The organism is Streptomyces sp. SAJ15 (genome assembly GCF_007595705.1).
In the GTDB taxonomy this organism is placed as follows: Bacteria; Actinomycetota; Actinomycetes; order Streptomycetales; family Streptomycetaceae; genus Streptomyces.
Window position 1 is genome coordinate 377,811 of record NZ_NISY01000005.1, and the last position, 18,727, is coordinate 396,537.

General features: G+C 74.3%; 16 protein-coding genes. 7 read left to right on the forward strand and 9 right to left on the reverse strand.

Features of this window, described 5'->3' with window-relative positions; all coding sequences use genetic code 11:
* Nucleotides 1-67 precede the first annotated feature (67 nt).
* Nucleotides 68-1,294, reverse strand: a complete 1,227-nt coding sequence (locus CD790_RS16680) for a beta-ketoacyl synthase (RefSeq protein ID WP_144384016.1) — start codon at nucleotides 1,292-1,294, stop codon at nucleotides 68-70.
* Nucleotides 1,291-1,569: an acyl carrier protein gene (locus CD790_RS16685; RefSeq protein WP_144384017.1), complete on the reverse strand. Its 279-nt coding sequence runs from the start codon at nucleotides 1,567-1,569 to the stop codon at nucleotides 1,291-1,293. The genes CD790_RS16680 and CD790_RS16685 overlap by 4 nt, the downstream gene beginning before the upstream one ends.
* A gap of 417 nt (nucleotides 1,570-1,986) precedes the next feature.
* Here CD790_RS16685 and CD790_RS16690 point away from each other — a divergent pair, with 417 nt between their 5' ends.
* The 4 genes from CD790_RS16690 (at nucleotide 1,987) to CD790_RS16705 (ending at nucleotide 5,948) form a co-directional block, all read left to right on the forward strand.
* Nucleotides 1,987-3,918 (forward strand): ABC transporter ATP-binding protein, encoded by a 1,932-nt coding sequence (locus tag CD790_RS16690; RefSeq protein ID WP_260867628.1) that lies wholly within the window; start codon nucleotides 1,987-1,989, stop codon nucleotides 3,916-3,918.
* 10 nt (nucleotides 3,919-3,928) lie between these two features.
* Nucleotides 3,929-4,819, forward strand: a complete 891-nt coding sequence (locus CD790_RS16695) for a TIR domain-containing protein (RefSeq protein WP_144384019.1) — start codon at nucleotides 3,929-3,931, stop codon at nucleotides 4,817-4,819.
* Nucleotides 4,820-5,067: 248 nt separating this feature from the next.
* The gene (locus tag CD790_RS16700) at nucleotides 5,068-5,259 is read left to right on the forward strand and encodes a hypothetical protein (RefSeq protein WP_144384020.1); all 192 of its coding nucleotides are present in this window, start codon (nucleotides 5,068-5,070) and stop codon (nucleotides 5,257-5,259) included.
* Nucleotides 5,260-5,414: 155 nt separating this feature from the next.
* Nucleotides 5,415-5,948: a hypothetical protein gene (locus CD790_RS16705; protein ID WP_144384021.1), complete on the forward strand. Its 534-nt coding sequence runs from the start codon at nucleotides 5,415-5,417 to the stop codon at nucleotides 5,946-5,948.
* A gap of 193 nt (nucleotides 5,949-6,141) precedes the next feature.
* Here CD790_RS16705 and CD790_RS16710 read toward each other — a convergent pair whose 3' ends face one another.
* Both CD790_RS16710 and CD790_RS16715 read right to left on the reverse strand, forming a co-directional pair.
* Nucleotides 6,142-7,590, reverse strand: coding sequence for an NAD(P)/FAD-dependent oxidoreductase (locus CD790_RS16710; protein ID WP_260867629.1), 1,449 nt, complete (start codon nucleotides 7,588-7,590; stop codon nucleotides 6,142-6,144).
* The gene (locus CD790_RS16715; protein ID WP_144384022.1) at nucleotides 7,587-8,861 is read right to left on the reverse strand and encodes a globin domain-containing protein; all 1,275 of its coding nucleotides are present in this window, start codon (nucleotides 8,859-8,861) and stop codon (nucleotides 7,587-7,589) included. The genes CD790_RS16710 and CD790_RS16715 overlap by 4 nt, the downstream gene beginning before the upstream one ends.
* Before the next feature lie 143 nt (nucleotides 8,862-9,004).
* Here CD790_RS16715 and CD790_RS16720 point away from each other — a divergent pair, with 143 nt between their 5' ends.
* Complete coding sequence (locus tag CD790_RS16720) at nucleotides 9,005-9,778, forward strand: response regulator transcription factor (protein WP_144384023.1); 774 nt, start codon at nucleotides 9,005-9,007, stop codon at nucleotides 9,776-9,778.
* 86 nt (nucleotides 9,779-9,864) lie between these two features.
* Here CD790_RS16720 and CD790_RS16725 read toward each other — a convergent pair whose 3' ends face one another.
* Complete coding sequence (locus CD790_RS16725) at nucleotides 9,865-10,701, reverse strand: helix-turn-helix domain-containing protein (RefSeq protein ID WP_144384024.1); 837 nt, start codon at nucleotides 10,699-10,701, stop codon at nucleotides 9,865-9,867.
* A gap of 102 nt (nucleotides 10,702-10,803) precedes the next feature.
* Here CD790_RS16725 and CD790_RS16730 point away from each other — a divergent pair, with 102 nt between their 5' ends.
* On the forward strand, nucleotides 10,804-11,574 hold the full coding sequence (locus tag CD790_RS16730) for an SDR family oxidoreductase (RefSeq protein WP_144384025.1): 771 nt from the start codon (nucleotides 10,804-10,806) through the stop codon (nucleotides 11,572-11,574).
* Nucleotides 11,575-11,646: 72 nt separating this feature from the next.
* Here CD790_RS16730 and CD790_RS16735 read toward each other — a convergent pair whose 3' ends face one another.
* The 3 genes from CD790_RS16735 to CD790_RS16745 all read right to left on the reverse strand — a co-directional run bounded on the left by CD790_RS16735 (nucleotide 11,647) and on the right by CD790_RS16745 (nucleotide 15,981).
* Entirely contained in the window at nucleotides 11,647-13,158 is a 1,512-nt protein-coding gene (locus CD790_RS16735; RefSeq protein ID WP_144384026.1) for an L-lactate permease, read from the reverse strand.
* A gap of 151 nt (nucleotides 13,159-13,309) precedes the next feature.
* Nucleotides 13,310-14,128 carry an AraC family transcriptional regulator gene (locus CD790_RS16740; RefSeq protein WP_144384027.1) on the reverse strand — a complete coding sequence of 273 codons (819 nt, stop codon included), beginning with the start codon at nucleotides 14,126-14,128 and terminating at the stop codon, nucleotides 13,310-13,312.
* A gap of 116 nt (nucleotides 14,129-14,244) precedes the next feature.
* Nucleotides 14,245-15,981 carry a GAF domain-containing sensor histidine kinase gene (locus CD790_RS16745; protein WP_144384117.1) on the reverse strand — a complete coding sequence of 579 codons (1,737 nt, stop codon included), beginning with the start codon at nucleotides 15,979-15,981 and terminating at the stop codon, nucleotides 14,245-14,247.
* A 969-nt stretch (nucleotides 15,982-16,950) separates the two neighbouring features.
* Here CD790_RS16745 and CD790_RS35815 point away from each other — a divergent pair.
* Complete coding sequence (locus tag CD790_RS35815) at nucleotides 16,951-17,238, forward strand: acyl-CoA dehydrogenase (protein ID WP_260867650.1); 288 nt, start codon at nucleotides 16,951-16,953, stop codon at nucleotides 17,236-17,238.
* Between the two features lie 326 nt (nucleotides 17,239-17,564).
* Here the strand turns inward: CD790_RS35815 and CD790_RS16755 are convergent, their stop codons facing one another.
* Complete coding sequence (locus CD790_RS16755) at nucleotides 17,565-18,488, reverse strand: MurR/RpiR family transcriptional regulator (protein WP_144384028.1); 924 nt, start codon at nucleotides 18,486-18,488, stop codon at nucleotides 17,565-17,567.
* Nucleotides 18,489-18,727: the final 239 nt, after the last annotated feature.

Sequence of the window (18,727 nt, forward strand, 5' to 3'; positions counted from 1 at the left end):
GCCCCCAGTGAACCACCCGCGCCGTCCTCGGCGGCGACCGACGGTGGTGTACCGCTCCCGGCCGGGGCTAGGGGACGGCGAAGGCCAGCACCGCGTTCTGGCCGCCGAAGCCGAAGGACTCGCTGATCGCGGTCTTCAGCCGGGCCGGGCGGGGCGCCTTGGCGACGACGTCGAGATCGAGGTCGGGATCCACCCGGTCGAGGTTGGCCGTGGGCGGGATGAGCTGGTGCTGGAGGGTGAGGACGGTGCAGGCCGCCTCGATGGCCCCGGTGGCGCCGAGGGAGTGCCCGAGGGCGCCCTTCAGCGCGGTGACGGGCGGCGGGCGGTCGAAGACGCGGTGCAGGGCGCGGGCCTCCGCCTGGTCGTTGAGCCGGGTCCCGGTGCCGTGCGCGTTGACGTGGTCGACGTCGGAGGGGTGCCAGCCGGCGTCGGCGAGCGCGGTGCGCAGGGCGGCGACCGCGCCGTCGCCGTCGGGGTGCGGGGCGGCGAAGTGGAAGGCGTCGCAGGAGGCGCCGTAGCCGGTCAGCCGGGCGCGGACGGGGGCCCGTCGGGCGGCCGCGTCCGCGAACCGTTCCAGGACCAGTATCCCGGCGCCCTCGGCGAGGACGAAGCCGTCGCGGTCGGCGTCGAAGGGGCGGGAGGCGCCTTGGGGGTCGTCCACGCGCCGGGACAGCGCCTGCATCTGGTGGAAGCAGGCCGCCGGGACCCGGGTACACCCCGACTCGCTGCCGCCGGCGACGACGACGTCGCAGGAGCCGGCGCGCAGCAGGTCGCGGGCGACGCCCAGGGCGGTGGCGCCGGAGGCGCAGGCGGTGGAGACGGCGAGGTTGGGGCCGCGGGCGTCGAGGTCCATGCCCACCTCGCCGGCGGCCATGTTGGGGACGCTGCGGGAGATGGCGATCGGGGAGATCTTGGTGGGGAGCCCGGCGGCGAGCTTGTGGAACTCCGCCTCGTACTGCTCCATGCTGGCCGTCCCCACGCCGATGACCACGGCCACCCGGCTCGCGGGCCAGGAGGTGGGGTCCAGTTCCGCGTCGGCGACGGCCTCGCGGGCGGCGACCAGCGCCATGGCGGTGAACCGGTCCAGCCGTCGGCCCAGTCGGGGGTCGAGCTGTCGCAGCGGGTCGAAGTCGGCGACGCGGCAGGAGATGTCGACGGGCAGCCCGGAGAGCAGTGGGTCGCGGCGGGCGGTGGACCGGCCCGTCAGCAGGGTGTCCCAGGTGGCCGCGGTGCCGATGCCGCCGGGGGTGACCAGGCCGAGCCCGGTGACGGCGATGCCGGCAGGGCCGCTCAAGAGCCGGCCGTCGGCGTCGCGAGGCGCTCGGGTCGCGCGCCCTCGGTCGCCTCGAGGGCGGCGTCGATGGCGGCGGTCGCCTCGCCCAGGGTGGACTGCGTGGTGAAGCCGTCCAGTTGGACGCCCAGCCGCTCCTCGACCACCAGGGCCAGTTCGACCAGGGCGAGCGAGTCCAGGTCCAGGTCCTCGAAGGTGGTGTCGGGCCCGGCCTGGCCGGTGTCGACGTAGAAGGTGTCCTGGAGCACGGCGACGACGGAGTCGAAGGTGGTGGGCATACGAGGTCCTTTACTGGAGGGCGGGTGACGACCGCGGACCGTGCGTGAACGCGAGCCAGTATTCCGACCGGGCCGCCCGCGTCACGGCACCGCACGGACCGTCATCGTCCGTACGGAGCAAGCGGCCGCCGCCATCACCCGGATGGCACGCCGCACGCCCGGCGTCCGGATGAGTCGGACCGCCGAATGGGATGGAATCGACCGCTCTCCGCCCTCGATGCCCCTTTCGCTCCTCTCCGCGCCCTGTCGGGGGGATCAGCACTGGGCTAACTCCCTTAAGCGGAGCACATCGCCGTATCGCAGGACAGACCCAGGCATCGGAGGCGCAACATGTGGCACCGTTTCCCGTCGGCCGGCCGGCACGCCGGACCGGTCCGGCGCGCTTCCGGCAGAAGGCCGAAGGGGCCCGACTCGGCCGTGGAGCGCGAGCTCTTCGGGGGCCACCGGGAGCTGGACACCGGATACGCACGACATGAGATGGCGCGGCTGAACATCTCCTTCCGGGGCATGGCCCGGCGCATCCCGCACCTGGTGGCGCAGTCGGTGCGGCTGGCCTGGGCGACGGACCGCGCCGCGCTGCTGCTGGTCGCCGGGGCGGAGCTGGGGCAGGGACTGGGGACCGCCTTCGGGCTGTTGGCCACCAACCGGGTGCTCGTCGAGCTGTTCGCCGCCGGGCCCACCCCCGAGCGGGTGCGGGCCGCGCTGCCGTCCCTGCTGTGGGTGGCGTGTGCCAGCGCGCTGATCGCCGTGTTGCGCGGGGTGTCCACCGCCGCCACCGGGCGGCTGGAGCCCAAGGTGGAGCGAGCGGCCAATGTGCGGCTGCTGCGGCCGGTGATCCATGTGGAGCTGGCCGACCTGGAGCGCGCCGAGTTCCGGCGGCTGCTGGACTCCGCCCGCTACGGCACGGACTCGGCCCGCCGCATGATCAGCCACAGCGTGGGCGTGCTCAACGCCCTGGTCTCCCTGGCCGCGGCCGCCGGGGTGCTCGCGGTGCTGCACCCGGCGCTGTTACCCATGCTGCTGCTGATCGCCTTGCCCAAGGGCTACGGCACCATCCGCAGCGCCCGGCGCATGTACCAGTCCATCCAGGTCTGGCTGGAGCATCTGCGCAAGCGGCACCAGCTGTCCCAGCTGCTCACCGGTCAGGAGGCCGCGGCCGAGGTGCGGGTGCACGGCGCCGGTCCGCATCTGCTGGGCCACTTCGAGCGGATGTCGCAGGAGCACGAGACGGAGCAGGCCCGGCTGGCGCGTGCGGAGGCCGCCACCGACCTGGCGTCCAGCGCGGTCTCGGGGCTCGCCACGGCCGCCACCTACGGGCTGCTGGGGCTGCTCCTCCAGGGGGGCGTGATCCCGCTGGCGGTGGCGGGGACGGCCGTGATCGCGATCCGCAACAGCACCTCCCAGCTCGGCCAGCTGGTCCGCCAGGTCAACCACCTCTACGAGCAGTCGCTGTTCTACCTGGACCTGGAGAAGGCCGTCAGCAACGCCGCCGACCGGGCCATGCCGACCGACGGCCACGTCCTCAAGCGGGCTCCGCAGGAGATCCGCTTCGACCATGTGACCTTCACCTACCCCGACCGCCCCACCCCGGCCGTCGACGACGTCTCCTTCACGGTCCGTCAGGGCGAGATCGTCGCGCTGGTGGGCGACAACGGCTGCGGCAAGTCCACCACCGCCCGACTGCTCGCCGGGCTGTATCTGCCCGACCGCGGACACATCCTGGTGGACGGGACGGACATCCGGGAGCTGGACCGGGCCAGCCTCTTCCAACACGTCGCCCTCATCGACCAGTCGTTCATGGAGTGGCCCTTCACCGCCGGCAAGAACATCCACCTGGGCCGCCCCTCCGACCCCTACTCGCCGTCCGACATCCATCGGGCCGCCGCCTACGCCGAGGCCGACGCGGTCATCGCCGAGCTCCCGCAGGGGCTCAACACCCTGCTGGACCGCAACTACCACCAGGGGGTGGGGCTCTCCGGCGGACAGTGGCAACGCATGGCGCTGGCCCGCGCCACGTTCCGCGCCGCGCCGATCGTGATCGCCGACGAGCCCACCGCCGCGCTGGACGCCCGCTCCGAGATCGCCGCCTTCGAACGCATCCGCCGGCTCGCCGACCAGGGCGCCACCATCATTCTGATCAGCCATCGCATGGCCTCCTGTCGCCACGCCGACACCATCTACGTCCTCGACCACGGCCGCCTGGTCGAGCACGGCACCCACACCGAGCTCCTCACCCGCCCGGGCTCCCGCTACGCCGCCGCGTACAAGCTCCAGGCCGACCAGTACGCCCACGTACCCGGCCCGGCGGCTGCCGCTAACGTCGATCGAGGGGACCGACTCCGCGGGTAGGGAGGAAGGCATGGCCGGGCAGACCGTCACGGGTGGCGTCGACCCCCGCAAGGTGTTCGTGATCCACGGGCGCAACGAGCCCGCGCGCAAGGGGCTGTTCGAGTTTCTGCGGACGCTCGGGCTCGACCCGATCGAGTGGTCGGAGGCGATCCGGCTCACCGGGAAGGGCTCCCCGTACCTGGGCGAGGTGCTGGACGCGGTGTTCGCCCACGCGCAGGCCGTGGTCATCCTCCAGACCCCGGACGACGTCGCCCGTCTGCACGAGAGTCTCACCCTTCCGGGCGACCCCGAGTGTGTCCCGCGGTTGCAGCCGCGGCCGAACGTCCTGTTCGAGGCGGGCATGGCCATGGGCCGGGACGAGGAGCGCACGGTGATCGTGGAGCTGGGCGAGGTCAGGGGCTTCAGCGACATCCAGGGCCGGCACGTGGTCCGGCTCGACGACTCCGTCAAGCGGCGGCAGGAGCTGGCGATCCGACTCCAGACGGCCGGCTGCGCGGTGCGGCTGAGCGGCACCGACTGGCACGACGCCGGCGATCTGACTCCCCCCGTCCCGTCGTTGGCCGATCCCGTTCCCGGAGCCGGGGAGGAGGTCGCGGACTCCCCGCGGCTGGAGGCGCGCTATGTCGACCACGGACCGGGGAGAAGCGGCGTCGTGCAGATCACCAACCACGGCCCCGGGGACCTGTACGACCTGGAGGTGACCGCCGCCGAGCGGGGCGGGGGCGTCGTCCAGGACGCCGACGGGTTCTCGGTCCCCAGGCTGCCCGCCGGGAAGACCGTACGGGTGCTGCGCCGGCGGCCCGCGGGCGTCGGCGCGGGCGGCCGCTGCGACATCACCGTCATCGGCAGGACCGCGGACGGGACGCCGGTCCGGGTCGGCGAGTTCGCGGACTGTGGCTGAGCGCACCGGCTGAGCGACGGGGGCGCCGCGCGTCGAACGCCGGCGCCCCGGGTCCGCGTGGTCGGACAGGGGGCCACGCGCCCGCCGGCCCCGGCGTCGGCCCCGTCGTCGCGCCCTCGCGCGCCGTTGACGTGTACCGAGAAACTCCGGGGAAAACTCCCGAGTAGGGGGTTGAATGCGCCGGTCACCGAAGCGTGTCACCCTGGAATCGACTCCTGTATTCCGATCGCCCCGAGGAGTGAGCAGCTATGGGAATCGGAGACCAGCCCAAGGGCACGCCCGGGCGGGTGAAGGCCACGCCGCGGGATGTGCAGGAGAAGGCGCAGCGAGCCGGGCAGGCGCGGGAGCGCGCGGTCGAGGAGGAGCGGAAGGCCCGGCTGCGAGCCCAGGCGGAGCAGCAGAAGGCCCGGGAGACCTTCGATCGGGACTTCGAGGTCTGAGCTGAGCAGGTGCGAAGGAGCCGGTCGGCCGGGTGAGCCGGCCGACCGGGCACCGTCAGGGCCGTTCGGCCCCTACCGGCGGGGGATCACCGCTGTGTTCACTGCGACGCGGACCCGGTGAACGGGTGGAACGTGGTGATGAGGGGAGCGGTGCGGTGATCGCGGCCGTGGGGCATGCGGATCTGACAGCGGGGACGCTGGAGCTGGTGGAGGCCGAGCTGCGGGCCCGGTTGGAGCGACTGGAGCGGCTGGCCGAGGGAGCGGTGGGGTTGGTGCGGGCGGGTGCCGGGCTGCCGCTGGCCTTCGGCCGGGCGGTGCGCGCGGCCGGCCGGAAGCTCACCGTGTGGCTGCCCGCCCAGGGCTCGGTGCCGGCCGTGCTGCCGGCGCGTGACCGGCCGGCCGCCGGGGAGCTGCTGGTGCTGGCCGAGCATGTGCGGCTGCTCCCCTTCGACCCGGCCGACCGGTACGCCTGCATCGGCGCGGACGAACGGCTGGTCGGCTCCTGCCGCACGGTGCTCGCCGTCTGGGACGGTTCGCCGTCCGACGGCCGGGACGCGACCGCGCACCTGGTGGCCTACGCCCGGGCCCGGGGCATTCCGGTCGAGGTCGTCTGGCCGGCCGGCGCGGCGCGCCAGGGCAGGGGCGCGCCGAAGAGTCCCAGGGGTTCGAGGACTCCGAAGAAGAAGTGACCCCGGCTCCCGGGCCGGATGGCCGGCCCGGGGATACGGGAGCCGGGGTCTGACGGTCCAGGGGAGGGCCGGACCGTCGGGGACGGGGATCGCGGGGTCCGGCCGGGATCGCGGGGCCGGGGGAAGGGCCCGCCGCCGCCCGATGCGGGGGTTGGCGGCGACGGACCCGGTCTCAGGGGGACGAGCCCCGGTCTCAGGCGGCGCCGATGAGCTCGTCCGCGGCGCGCTGCCCGCTGGCGACGCAGTCGGTGATGTCCACCCCGTCGTACGCGGCTCCGCAGAGGGCCAGCCCGGGCAGCCGGCCGAGCGCGTCCCGCACCCGTGTCACCCGGGCCGGATGCCCGGCGCCGTACTGCGGCAGCCCGTCGATCCAGCGGGTCACCTCGGTGGCCACCGGCCGGGCGCCGAGCCCGGTCACCTCCTCCAGGTCGCGCAGGGAGGCGCCCACGAGGTCGGCGTCGTCCAGGTAGAGCAGCTCCTCCTCGCCGTGCCGGCCGATGGAGGTGCGCAGCACGAAGAGCTCCCGGGCGCGCCGGGAGACCCAGTCCCACTTGTGGCTGAGGAAGGTGGCGGCCTTGATGGTGCTGTGGCACAGGTCCCGGTCCACGGGCGGGATGAGAAATCCGGACCGGCCGTCGAAGGCGCTCAGCCCCGTCAGGTCGGAGCGGCGGAAGGCCATGGTCACCACGGCCGTCGAGGCGTAGTCGACCCTGGACAGCTCGGCCGCCGTGGCGGGTGCCTCCGCGGCGAGCAGCGTGGCCGCCACCCAGGCGGGGGCGGCGATGACCACCCCGTCGCAGTCGAGGGTCCGCGCCGGGACGCGCACCTCCCAGCCGGTGGGGGTGCGGTTCAGCGCGAGGGCGGGGCAGTCGAGCACGATCTCTCCGCCCGCCGCCCGCACGGCCGCGGCGACCGCGCCCGGCAGGGTGCCGACGCCGCCGTCGACGCCGACGATCGACGGCCCGGCGGGGTGGGGGCCCGCACCCGCGCCGGGGGCCTCGTCGCGGGTGCGGGTGCGGGCGCGCGGGGCGCGGCGGCCGGCGGCGACCGCCGAGCCGCGGGGGCCGTCCGGGTGGTCGCCGGTGCCGTCCGGGGTCTCGGTCCCGGGCGCGCCGTCCGAGCCCTCCGCCTCGCGCGGGCCGTACGTGCCGTCCGATCCGTACGGGTCGCCGGCCCCGAGCGCGCCCTCGGAGCCGTAGCCGTAGCCGTCGAAGTAGCCGTAGGCGTCGTAGTGCCCCAGCGAGACGTCCTCGCTGATCTCGATCCGGGGTCCGGCGCCCGCGGCGCCCGGCCCCCGGTCCCCCGGCAGGCTCAGTACCCGGCGGGTGGGGACCGGGCGCAGCGCGCCCCGGCTCCACAGCGCGGCGGAGGCGCTGGCGGGGGCGCGCAGCCGGTCGCCGAGCCCGACCGCCCGCGCCAGTTGGAGCGCCTCCGGGCGGCGGGCGAGCAGCGCCTCGGCGCCGAGGTCGACCGGCGCGCCCGCGATGGAGCCCCGGCGCAGCTTGCCGCCGAGCCGCCCGGCGGATTCCAGCAGGGTGACGCGGAGCCCGGCGCCGGTGAGCCGGTGCGCCGCGGCGAGCCCCGAGATGCCGCCGCCGACGACGATGACATGGGGTGCGGGTGCGCCGGGGGTGAGGCTCACGCGTCCACTCCTTCGTACGCCGCCGAACGGGAGGCGGCCGGGGTCAGGCTGTCGGGCAGGGGGTCGTACCGGATGCGCTCGACGGGCAGGCCGGACGCCGCCAGGCGCGCCACGGTGGCGCCCACCGCCGAGGGCGGGCCGCTGACGTAGGCGAGGTGTTCGGACCAGTCGCCGTGGCGCGCCACGGCCTCGGCCACCGAGCCGTACTCGCTCGCCCCCGGCCCCTCGCCGACCACCGTGACCACGCGCAGCCACGGGCGGTGGCGCTCCCAGCCGGAGAGCGTCTCGGCCTCGTACAGCTCGGCGAGGCCGCGGGCGCCGACGAACAGGTGCACGCGGCGGTGGAAGGTCCGGCGTGCGGCCAGCTCCTCCACGAGCGCCTTGACGGCGGCCCAACCGGTGCCGTCCGCGACCAGCAGCAGGTCCCGTGCGAGGTCGTCCGCCACCGTCATCGTGCCCTGGGCGGGCCCGAGGCGCAGGGTGTCGCCGACCCGGGTGTGCCCGACGAGGGCGTCGCTCACCCCGCCGGGACCGGTCCGTCGGACGTGGAACTCCAGCTCGCCGTCCGGCCGCGGGGCGCGGGCGATGGAATACCGCCGCCACGCCTGGGGCAACAGCGGCGACTCCACGGCCGCGTGCTGCCCGGCGTGGTACGGGTACGGCTCCCCCGTCCGCACCCGCAGCACGGCGATGTCCGGGTGGCGCAGCTCGTGCCCGGTCACCGTGGCGTGCCAGGAGGTGGGTTCGTCGAGCGCGGCGTCCGCGCCCTCGACCATGGCCGCGACGGCGAACCGCAGCATCCGCACCCACGCCTGCTCCACCGCCTCGGACCAGCGCGGGCCCGCCGTACGGGCCAGCGCCTCGCACAGCGCGGCCTCGAAGGTCTCGTAGTGCACGGGCCGCACCCCGAGCTTGCGGTGGTCGCGGCCGAGCCGGGTGAAGGTGGCGGCCACCTCGTCCGGCTCGTGCAGGTTCTCGATCAGGTACCAGAAGATGCGCGCCAGATGGGCCCGTTGGAACTCCATCGACTCCGGGAAGAGCGACCGCAGATAGGGCCGGCGTTCGAACATCGCGTCGTAGAGGTGGGTGATCAGCTCGCTGAACGGGGTCACCAGGCCCAGGTACTGCGTGATCAGCCGCTGATCGGCCGCGCCGTCATACGGCTCCACGGCCCTCCGGGACTCGGACGGCGACGACAGGATCCGTCGGCGCAGCCGCATCGCGTCATGCCGGGCGAGCAGCGCGTGGTACTCGTCGTTGACGGTGTCCATGGTCAGCGGCTCTCCTTATCGGGAGATGGGGGGTCGAACCGCGTTCAATATGGCACCGCCCGTAGCGGCCCGTCCGGCCCTATCCATAGGGCCGTTCGGCCCCCTCGACGGCGGCACGGACGGTCGCGAGATAATGGATCTTCATGGATCACCACCAGGACCAGCCCACCCCGCCCGCCGGCGTGCCGGCCCCCTCCCCCATCCGGGTCTTCATCCTCGACGACCACGAGGTGGTCCGGCGGGGGGTGCGCGACCTCCTTGAGGCCGAGGAGGACATCGACGTGGTGGGCGAGGCGGCCGGCGCCCACGAGGCGCTCGCCCGGGTGCCGGCGGCCCGCCCCCATGTGGCCGTGCTGGACGTACGGCTCGGGGACGCGGGGGGCTCGGCGCCGGGCGGAGTGGGGGGCGTGGGCGGCTCGGGCGGCGACCACGCGGGCATCGAGGTGTGCCGGGAGCTCCGGGCGCGGATGCCGGAGCTGGCCTGTCTCATGCTGACGTCCTTCGATGACGACGAGGCCCTGTTCGACGCCATCATGGCGGGGGCCGCCGGCTATGTGCTCAAGCAGATCAACGGCTCCGACCTGGTGACCGCCGTCCGCACGGTGGCCACCGGACAGTCGATGCTCGACCCGCGGACGGCCACCCGCGTGATGGCCCGGCTGCGCGGCCCGCACCAGCCCGAGGCGGCCCCCGAGCCCTCGGAACTCGATCGGCTCTCCCCCCGCGAACGGCAGATCCTGGAGCTCATCGGGGAGGGCCTGACCAACCGTCAGATAGCCGACCGGCTGTTCCTGGCGGAGAAGACCGTCAAGAACCGCATCTCCTCCATCCTGGCCAAGCTGGGCGTCGGCCGCCGCGTCCAGGCCGCCGTCATCGCCGGCCGCGTCCTGAACCGCCGCGACCCACGCGGGCACTAGTACTCCGGTCGGAAACCGTTGTCGTGTCCGACGACATCGCCCCGGAAGCGCGGCAGGCCCTGTCGCGCGAGCGGCGCGGCGTCGGCTCAGGACTCCCGGCGCGAGGTCGCGGCCAGCGAGCCGAGGAGTGTGAGTGCGTCGCTGCTGGGTGACGTCGGCTCCGCGTGGTAGACGACGAGTTCCTGGCCGGGGGCCGAGCGGACGTCGAACGTCTGCATGGTCAGCGTCAGCGGCCCGACCTCGCGGTGCTCGAAGCGCTTGCGTTCCAGTGCCTTGCCCCGCACGTCGTGGTGGGCCCACAGGTCGGCGAACTCCGGGCTGTGGTGCAGCAGTTCGGCGAGCAGGTGCCGCAGCCGCCAGTCGTCGGGCGCCGCGCCGTAGCCGAGTCGAAAGCCTGCCACGGCGTTGCGCGCGACGTCGTACCAGTCGCGGTAGAAGGTGCGGGCCGCGGGGTCGGTGAACACGGCGTGCATGAGGTTGCGCGAGTGCGCCCAGCCGTGGAAGAGCGCGTCGGCGATCGTGTTGGAGGCGAGGACGTCGTACGCGCGGTTGTAGACGATGGCCGGGTTGTGCGGCCAGGCGTCCATGAGCGCCAGCAGGCTCGGCTCGACCCGGTCCGCGACGGCGGGGGCACCGGTGCGTGCGTGGGGGCCGAGGCCGGCGAGCCGGAACAGGTGCAGGCGGCCGTCCTCGTCCAGCCGCAGGGCGGCGGCCAGCGCGTCGAGCACCTGCGCGGAGGGGGTGCGCTCCCGGCCCTGCTCCAGGCGTACGTAGTAGTCGGCGCTGACGCCGGCGAGGAGGGCCACCTCCTCGCGCCGAAGCCCCGGTACCCGGCGATACCCCGTGGCGGGGAGGTTCACCTGGGCCGGGGTGACGTGGGCGCGCCGGGCGGTGAGGTAGGCGCCGAGCTCTGAGCGTGCCATGCCGCCATGTTAGGTCCGGGTCCGCCGCGCTTCCTGGGTGCGCCGCACCCAGGAGGACGCCGCCTCTCCCGCGGGCGCTCCGGCTGGGACAGCCTCCAGGGCATGACCACACAACACCCGGACAACGCCAAGCCGGCCGACCGCAAGGTCGTCCTCGTCACCGGCGCCAGCAGCGGCATCGGCGCGGCCGTCGCCGCACGACTCGCGACAGAGGGACACCAGGTGGTGGCCGGTGCACGCCGCACCGGCCACCTGCGGGCACTGGCGGAGAGCACGGCCGAGGCGGCCGCCCGCTCCGGCGGCGGCCTGCAGCCGATACGGCTGGACGTGACGGACCGCGCGGACGTCGCCGCCGCCGTCCAGGCCGCCCGCGACCTCCACGGCCGCGTCGACGTCCTGGTCGGAAACGCCGGCGTCATGCCCCTGTCGCGGCTGGACTCCCTGCTCGTCGACGAGTGGGACCGGATGATCGACGTGAACGTCCGCGGCCTGCTGCACGGGATCGCCGCGGCCCTGCCCGTGTTCGCCGCGCAGGGCTCGGGGCACTTCGTCACCGTCGCGAGCATCGGGGCTCACCAGGTCGTGCCCACCGGAGCCGTCTACTGCGGCACGAAGTACGCGGCCTGGGCGATCACCGAGGGCCTGCGCCAGGAGTGCGACCCCTCGATCCGGGTCACGACCATCTCGCCCGGCGTGGTCGACTCCGAGCTCGCCGACACCATCACCGAGGCCGGCGCCGCCGAGGCCATGCGCGCCTACCGGGCCCACGCGATCGGGCCCGACGCCATCGCCGGCGCCGTCTCGTACGCCCTCGCGCAGCCGGCCGACGTCGACGTCAACGAGATCGTCGTGCGCCCCGTCCGCCAACGCTGAACCCACCGGAGGACCTCATGACCGCATCCCCCGGACGAACGGCAGGCCGGCGGTGTGGTCGGGAACCGGGGATCAGGCGTACAGGACGAGGACCACCGCCGTCGCCGCCAGTACGGCGTACACGGCGGCCGCCACGCGGAGGCCGAAGCGCAGGAGCGTGTGCTCCGAGACGTCCGCGGTCCTCGCGCGGTCGCCCGCCACGGCCAGGATCAGCATGATCATCGGCAGTGAGGTGAAGACGGCGTGGCCCGCGGCGCTGTTCTGCAGGGCCGCGAACCAGGTGTCGAGCCCCGCGCCGCTCGGGGCGAGGCGCTCCTGAAGCGGCATCATCATCGCGTTGCCGCCGACGTTCGAGCCGGTGATGAAGCCGCTGAGCATGCCGAGCGCGGGCGCGGCCAGCGCGGTGACCAGCGGTGGCGCCCCGGCGACCGCCGCGCCCAGCTCCCCGATCATGCCACTGTCCGCCATCAGCCGCCCGAGGGCGACGAACCCGGTCAGGGCGAGCAGCGGCCGAGCGACGCGGGCCAGCGCGGCGCGGGCGTCCGGGCCGTGCGGACGGCCGCCGTCCAACAGCAGGGCGGCGGCCAGGAGGGGCAGGCCCGGTGAGGACAGCAGCGCGAAGCTGGCGCCACCCGCGTGCAGTTCCACCGTCGGGACCCCGGCCGCCTTCGCCGCGCGCGTGAGCGCGATACCGCCGAGGACGAGGCCGTACGCACGCAGGACCGCACGCGGCGGCAGCAGTCCACCGGCGGGCTCCGCGCCGGAGCGGGACCGGGTGGGCTCCGCGCCGGACCGGGGTCGGGTCGTCTTCGCGCCGAGGCGGGATCGACGGGTGGCGCAGAGCGCCAGTCCGATGGTCGTGGTCAGCAACCCCGCCAGGACGCCCGCCGGTTGGACCACGCCCGCCAGGTTGAGCGCCAGCAGCCCGAGCGAGAGCGTGGCACCCGCGGCCGCGGCCATGGCGGCGGTACGGAACCGGCGCCGCGGGCCGGCCAGCAGCGCCGCCCACACCGTCACCAGAGGGAAGACCAGGCCGCTGGCGACCGCGGTGGCGGTGCCCAGGGTGGCCGTCTCCATGCCGGTGAGCGCGGCACCGATGACGGTGGCGAGGCCGAGGGTGCCCCACGGCATGATGTTCATGCCGAGCATGGCCTGCCGCAGGGCGGTCGGGGGTGGCGCCAGGGCGAGCAGCACGGGCACGGTGACCAGCAGCGACACCCCGAAGCCGGTGAGCGCCTCCACGGTGGGCGCGATGCCCGCCACCACCAGGGCGATCTTCGCGGGTCCCGGAAGCGGCAGCCCGCGCACCCAGTCCTGCAGCGATCGGTGTACCTCCCGACGGGTGAGCACCTGGCTGAGGTAGACGCCGGGCAGCATCACCGCGGCGGCGTTGAGCACCAGCAGACCGGCCGCTCCGGCCCCCGTCGCCAGCGTCGCGTCCGGCAACGTGAAGTCCGGCAGCCACCAGATCAGCACCGCCGCCAGCGCGGCGCCCGCGACCGCCGCCCAGTGCGCCGGCCGACGCAGACCCGTGATGATTCCCAACACCATGACGAGCGGGGACACCGCTATAGCCCAGACCATGTGTTCCAGTCGCCCTTCGTCTCTCGCCTGTACGACCGACACACAGCCTGGCGGCGACGGCCGGCCGTGGTCTTGAACGAAAGTCGCGGAGGCGTCGACAGAACTCGGGGCACAGCGGCCCAGGGAAACAGCGGCACAGGGGCACAGGGCGTCAGGGACGGATGGCTCCCGGCGTGACCCCGAAGTACCGCTTGCAGACCCGGGTCAGGTGCGCCTGGTCGGCGAAGCCCGTGGCGGCCGCCACCTCCGCCGGTCGCTGCCCGGCCAGCAGGAGTCGGCGGGCCCGGTTGGCACGCAGCCGCAGCAGATAGGCGTGCGGAGGCAGCCCGTACGCCTGGCGGAAGGCGGCGATGAGCGTGGCCCGCGGCATGCCCGCGGCGGCGCTGAGCTCAGCGACGGTGACGGGCTCGGTCCACCGGTCGTGCAGCAGCTGCCGGGCCAGATCCGGACCGCGGCGCACGCCGCGCGGCGGCCCGGGGGCGGACGCACGGCCGGTGCGCGCATGCCGCCGCAGCACCGCGCCCAGGCCGTCGAGCAGCAGGGATTCGGCGGTGAGGGGATCGGTGGCGCGCTCCTGCTCCCGGTGGACGCGGCGCAGCCGGGCGAACAGCCCCGCGTCCCGTACGGCCGTCTCCGGAAACCAGACGTCGGGAGCCCCCAGGCGCTCGCGGGCCAGCTCGTCGACCATCGCGGTGTCGAAGTAGAACATCCGGTACCGCCAGCCGGACTCCGCGGCGGCGAAGCCGGTGTGCACCTGGCCGGGGTTGAGGATCACCAGTTGTCCGGCGGGCACCACGACCTTCCCGCCGGCCATGTGCAGCCCCTCCGCGCCCTCTTCGATGACGCCGACGGAGAGCTGCTCGTGGCTGTGCCGGTCGAACGCGAAGCGCTCGAATCGGGCCGCCAGCAGCTCCACCCGCGGACTGGCGACCGCGGTCCACAGCCGTGCGTGCTCGCTCCCCGCTCCCATCGACGCATGCTCGCAGACCGGCACTCCCCGTCATAGGGCGCTACTCACAACGTCGGTGGCCACGGAACGGCGACCGTGCGGCCGCCCGGCTCATCTTTGGAAAAGGGGTACGACGCTCAGCCGGGCAGCGGCGCCCGCCAGGTGATGCGGGTGCCACCGGACGAGGGCGCTTCGACGGTCAGGGAGCCGTGGTGGAGCTCCGCGCGGGCGCGCATGTTGGCCAGGCCGCCGGTGTGCCGGGCGGTGCCGAGGCCGACGCCGTCGTCGACGACGGTCAGGGTGACCGTGTCTCCGTGGCCGGGCCCGCGGCCGTCGTCGTCGCGGCCCACGGCGAGGGTGATGTCCACGCGCCGGGCGCGCGCGTGCCGGGCGGCGTTGCTGAGCGCCTCGGCGGCCACCGCGAGGACGTGTTCGGCGAGTTCGGGCGGGACGTTGGTGTCCACCGGCCCCTCGATGCGCAGGGACGGGGTGAAGCCGAGGGTCCGGGCGGCGCTCCGCACGGCCTCGGCCATGCCGTGGCGCAGGCTCGGGCCGCCGGGGCCGACGCCGGCCGTGCGCAGCCCGAAGATGGTCGAGCGGATGATCTGGATGGTGGTGTCCAGGTCGTCGACCGCGCGGCCGACGCGTTCGGCGGCCTCGGGGCGGTCGATGAGCCGGGTGGCGCTCTGCAGCGTCATTCCGGTGGCGAAGAGCCGCTGGATGGCCAGGTCGTGGAGGTCCCGGGCGATCCGGTCGCGGTCGTGGAGCACGGCCAGCTCCTCCGACTCGGCGCGCCGCTGGGCCAACTCCAGGGCGATCGCGGCCTGGTCGGCGAAGCCCGAGATCAGCTTCACCTCGGTGTCGTCGAACGGGGGCCGCCCGGCGCGCCGGTTGAGCCGCAGCGCGCCGCAGCCGCCGGTGTCGATGCGCAGCGGCACCGCCACGACGGGACCGCACGACTCCTCGGCGTCCTCGTCGCCCAGCGGGCAGGCCCGCTCGTCGGAGCGGAGGTGGGGGCTGGAGACGGGGGCGCCGGTGCGCACCGCCAGGCCGGCCAGCGATCCGTCGACCGGCAGGGTCAGCCCCTCGACGCGTTCCGCCCCCTGTCCGTACGCCACCGCCACCGTCAGCGTGTCGGGGCCGGGCACCTCGCCGGCCGTCGTCCCCGACGGGGCGTCCGGTGCCGTGCCGGGCGACGACGGGTCGGACGCGCCGAACGCGCCGCGCGCCCCGGCGTCCCGGTCCGAAGGGAGCAGCACGACGGCGCGGTCCGCGCCGGCGACCTCGGCCGCGTACTCGGCGATCAGGTGCAGCACCTGGGCCGCGTCCGTGCCGGAGAGCAGGGTCCGGGTGATCTCCCCCAGCGCCTCCAGCCAGCGCTCGCGGCGACGGCTCTCCTCGTACATGCGGGCGTGGTCGATGGCCACGCCCGCGGCGATGGACAGGGTGGTCAACACCGCCTCGTCGTCGGCGTCGAAGACGCCGCCGCGCTTCTCGGTGAGGTAGAGGTTGCCGAAGACCTCGTCGCGGACCCGGACCGGCACCCCGAGGAAGCTCCGCATCGGCGGGTGGTGCTCGGGGAAGCCGTAACTGCGGGGATGCCGGCCGAGGTCGGTGAGGCGCAGCGGGACCGGGTTGTGGATGAGCTCGCCCAGGATGCCCCGTCCGCACGGGGAGGGCCCGATGCGGGCCACCAGCTCGTCGGCCATGCCCACCGGCAGGAACTGCGACAGGCGCTGTCCGTCGCCGACGACGCCGAGCGCGCCGTACTCCGCGTTGGTGAGGGTGACCGCCGCCTCGACGATCCCCCGGAGCACCTGCGGCAGTTCGAGCCCGCGTCCCAGGCTCATCACCGCGTCGAGCAGACTGCGCATCCGGTCGGGTTCCCGCAGCTGCGGCCAACGCGCCGCCGACGGCTTCTGGTCAGGTGTTTCGGACATCCGCGCCTAGGTGACTGGGAGGAGGGTGACCAGAGCGATTCTTGATCGTTAAGCAGGTCATGTTTTCGAGTGTCGATACTACTGCGTACGCTCCGGGGCCTGTTGACCACAGCGCGCTGACCGCCGCCCTGTTCGCGGACGCCCCCGCGGCCCGGCACGCGCACTGGCGCGAGGTCGTCTCCGGGGAGCTCTTCCGGTACCGCCCCGGGCTCACCGTCGAGGAGCGCCACGCGCTCTCCTCGCCCGGCTCCGCGCGCTCCACGAGGAGACGCCCGACGCCGAGGCGCTGGCGCGCGACCCACGGCGGTTGGCGGCGATGCACGAGTGGGCCGCGGTGGTCGACGGGGCGCTGGCCACCGTCGCCGGGGCCACTACAACCTGTTCCTGGGCAGTCTGGTCGATGACGACCGGTCACCGTCCCGCGAAACGAGGGGGCGGAGAAGTTCATGCCCAACTCCGGTCCGGCGGGCGGCCCGAAGAGCGCGGTGGTGGCCGCCCGGCTGCTCGTCGACGGGCGGGACCTGGGCGTCTTCCTCTTCCTCACCCCGCTCACCGACCGGGACGGGGTTCCGCTGCCCGGGATCCGGGTGCGGGAGCTGCCCGAGCGGATCGGCAGCCCGGTCGACCACTGCGTCACGGCGTTCGACCGGGTCCGTCTGGACCGCGGCGCGCTGGTGCAGGGCCCACACGGCAGGCTGCGGGCCGACGGTTCGTTAGAGAGCTCGGTGGGCAGCCCGAGAAAACGTTTCCTCGCCGCCATCGGTCGGGTCACCGTGGGCAAGCTGTGCATGAGCGCGAGCGCGCTCGGCGGCAGCCGCGCCGCGCTGGCCATCGCCGTCCGCGTCGGGCCCGGCGCTGGAGCTGGTCGCGGCCCATGCCACGCTGCAGGCGGCGGACGCGTTCATCGCGGCGCTCGACTCGGTGACGGACTCCGCCACCCGGGCCGTCCTCGGGGAGCTGTGCGCGCTGTTCCTCCTGGAGGCGGTCGCCCCGCGAACCGGCGAGCTGCTGGCCGACGGCCGGATGAGCGCCGAGCAGGTCCGGGCGCTGCCCGACACCGTCGAGCGGCTGACCGCCGCGCTGGCCCCTCACCTGACGGCGCTCGCCGAGGCGTGCGATGTGCCGGAGGAGCATCTCTCGGGGCTGCCGCTGCTCTCCGTGCCCGATCCGGTGACCCGGCGAACCGGGTGACACGTGCCGGCGACCCCAGCCCAGGGGTTGACCGGGGCCGCCGGGGGCATCCGAAGGGGGCGGACTGCCCGAATGAAACACCATCGGGCCGACTGAGGAGGGTGCCGTCCCTGGGGTGCCACAGGCAGTAAATATACATACTGCCAAGTAAGCAAGGGCATGAAAAATTTCATACATGTCGGAGCACGTGAAAATCCTTGCTCACTCGAGTGTGGCACCCCTGGGAAGGCCCCGGGGAGGAAACCACTCGGGGGAACGCCGGGAAGCACCCCGGAGCACCGCCGGGGAACGGCGGGCGGTCCTGTCCGGCGGCGGCGGCGGGCGCGTCAGTAGTCCAGGAAGAAGTCGTGCTGCTCCGCGGCCTGCTCGTACTTCTCCAGCCGGAGCTGGGTGCGCTCGGGCTCGGCGTCCGCCATCGCCTGCAGGATGGCCGCGGAGAGCACCCCGGGGGCCGCGTAGGAGTCGAAGACGAGACGTGAACCGGTGCCCGCGGTGAGCGCCACATCGGCCTCCTCCACCAGCGGCCCCAGCGTCAGGTCGGTGATCAGCGCGACGCGCAGGCCCGTGCGGCGCGCGGCCCGCATGGCCGACAGCAGCTCGTTGGAGTGCCGGGGCATGGCGAAGGCCAGTACCCACGTCCCGCCCGCCTCCCGCGACTGGAGCAGGGCGTCGTAGGCCACGCTGCCGCCGCGGGAGACCAGGCGCACGTCCGGATGGATCCGCTTGGCCGCGTAGGCGAAGTACTCGGCCAGCGAGACGGAGATCCGCAGGCCCAGGATGGTCAGCGGCACCGACCGGGCGAGCTCCCGGCCGATGTCGAGCACCTGGTCGGCGTCGGCGAAGACCCGGCGCAGGCTCTCCAGGTTGGCGATCTCGGCGTCGACGGCCGCCTGCAGCTCGTTGCGGCGGTCCTCCTCCCGGGTGTCCGGGGAGCCGGCGACCGCGCTCAGGGCGATGGGCTGCAGGGCCTCCCGGAGCGCGGGGTAGCCGCTGAAGCCCAGCGAGGAGGCGAAGCGGGTCACCGACGGCTGGCTCACCCCCACCCGATCCGCGAGATCCGTGATCGACAGGAACGCGGCCTCGGTGAGGTGGTCGGTGATGTACTGGGCGATGCGCCGTTGCGCGGGGGACAGCCGGTGGCCGCCGAACAAAGCACGCACCTTGTCCGCCGGGGCCGGTTCGCCCCCGGGAGCCCGCCTGCCCGGCGTGATCGCGGACGCCTGCGCGCGTGCCTGCTGCCCTGATGGCACCGGTGTGCCTCCTTATCGTCCCGCTCCCGCTCAACATAGCTCACGCACCGTGGTCGCCATCACGGGCAGCGAGCGGGACCGGCCCCCGGTCGCCCTCCCGTCGAGGGGGCCTGAGCGCGAGGCACCGGGCGCCCACGGACGTCAGCCGCCGAAACGGGTCGCCACCGGCACCAGGTCGCCCCGCCTGGCGACCCCCACGGCCCACAGCCCGCCCCCACCGGGCACCGCCGAGGAGCCGC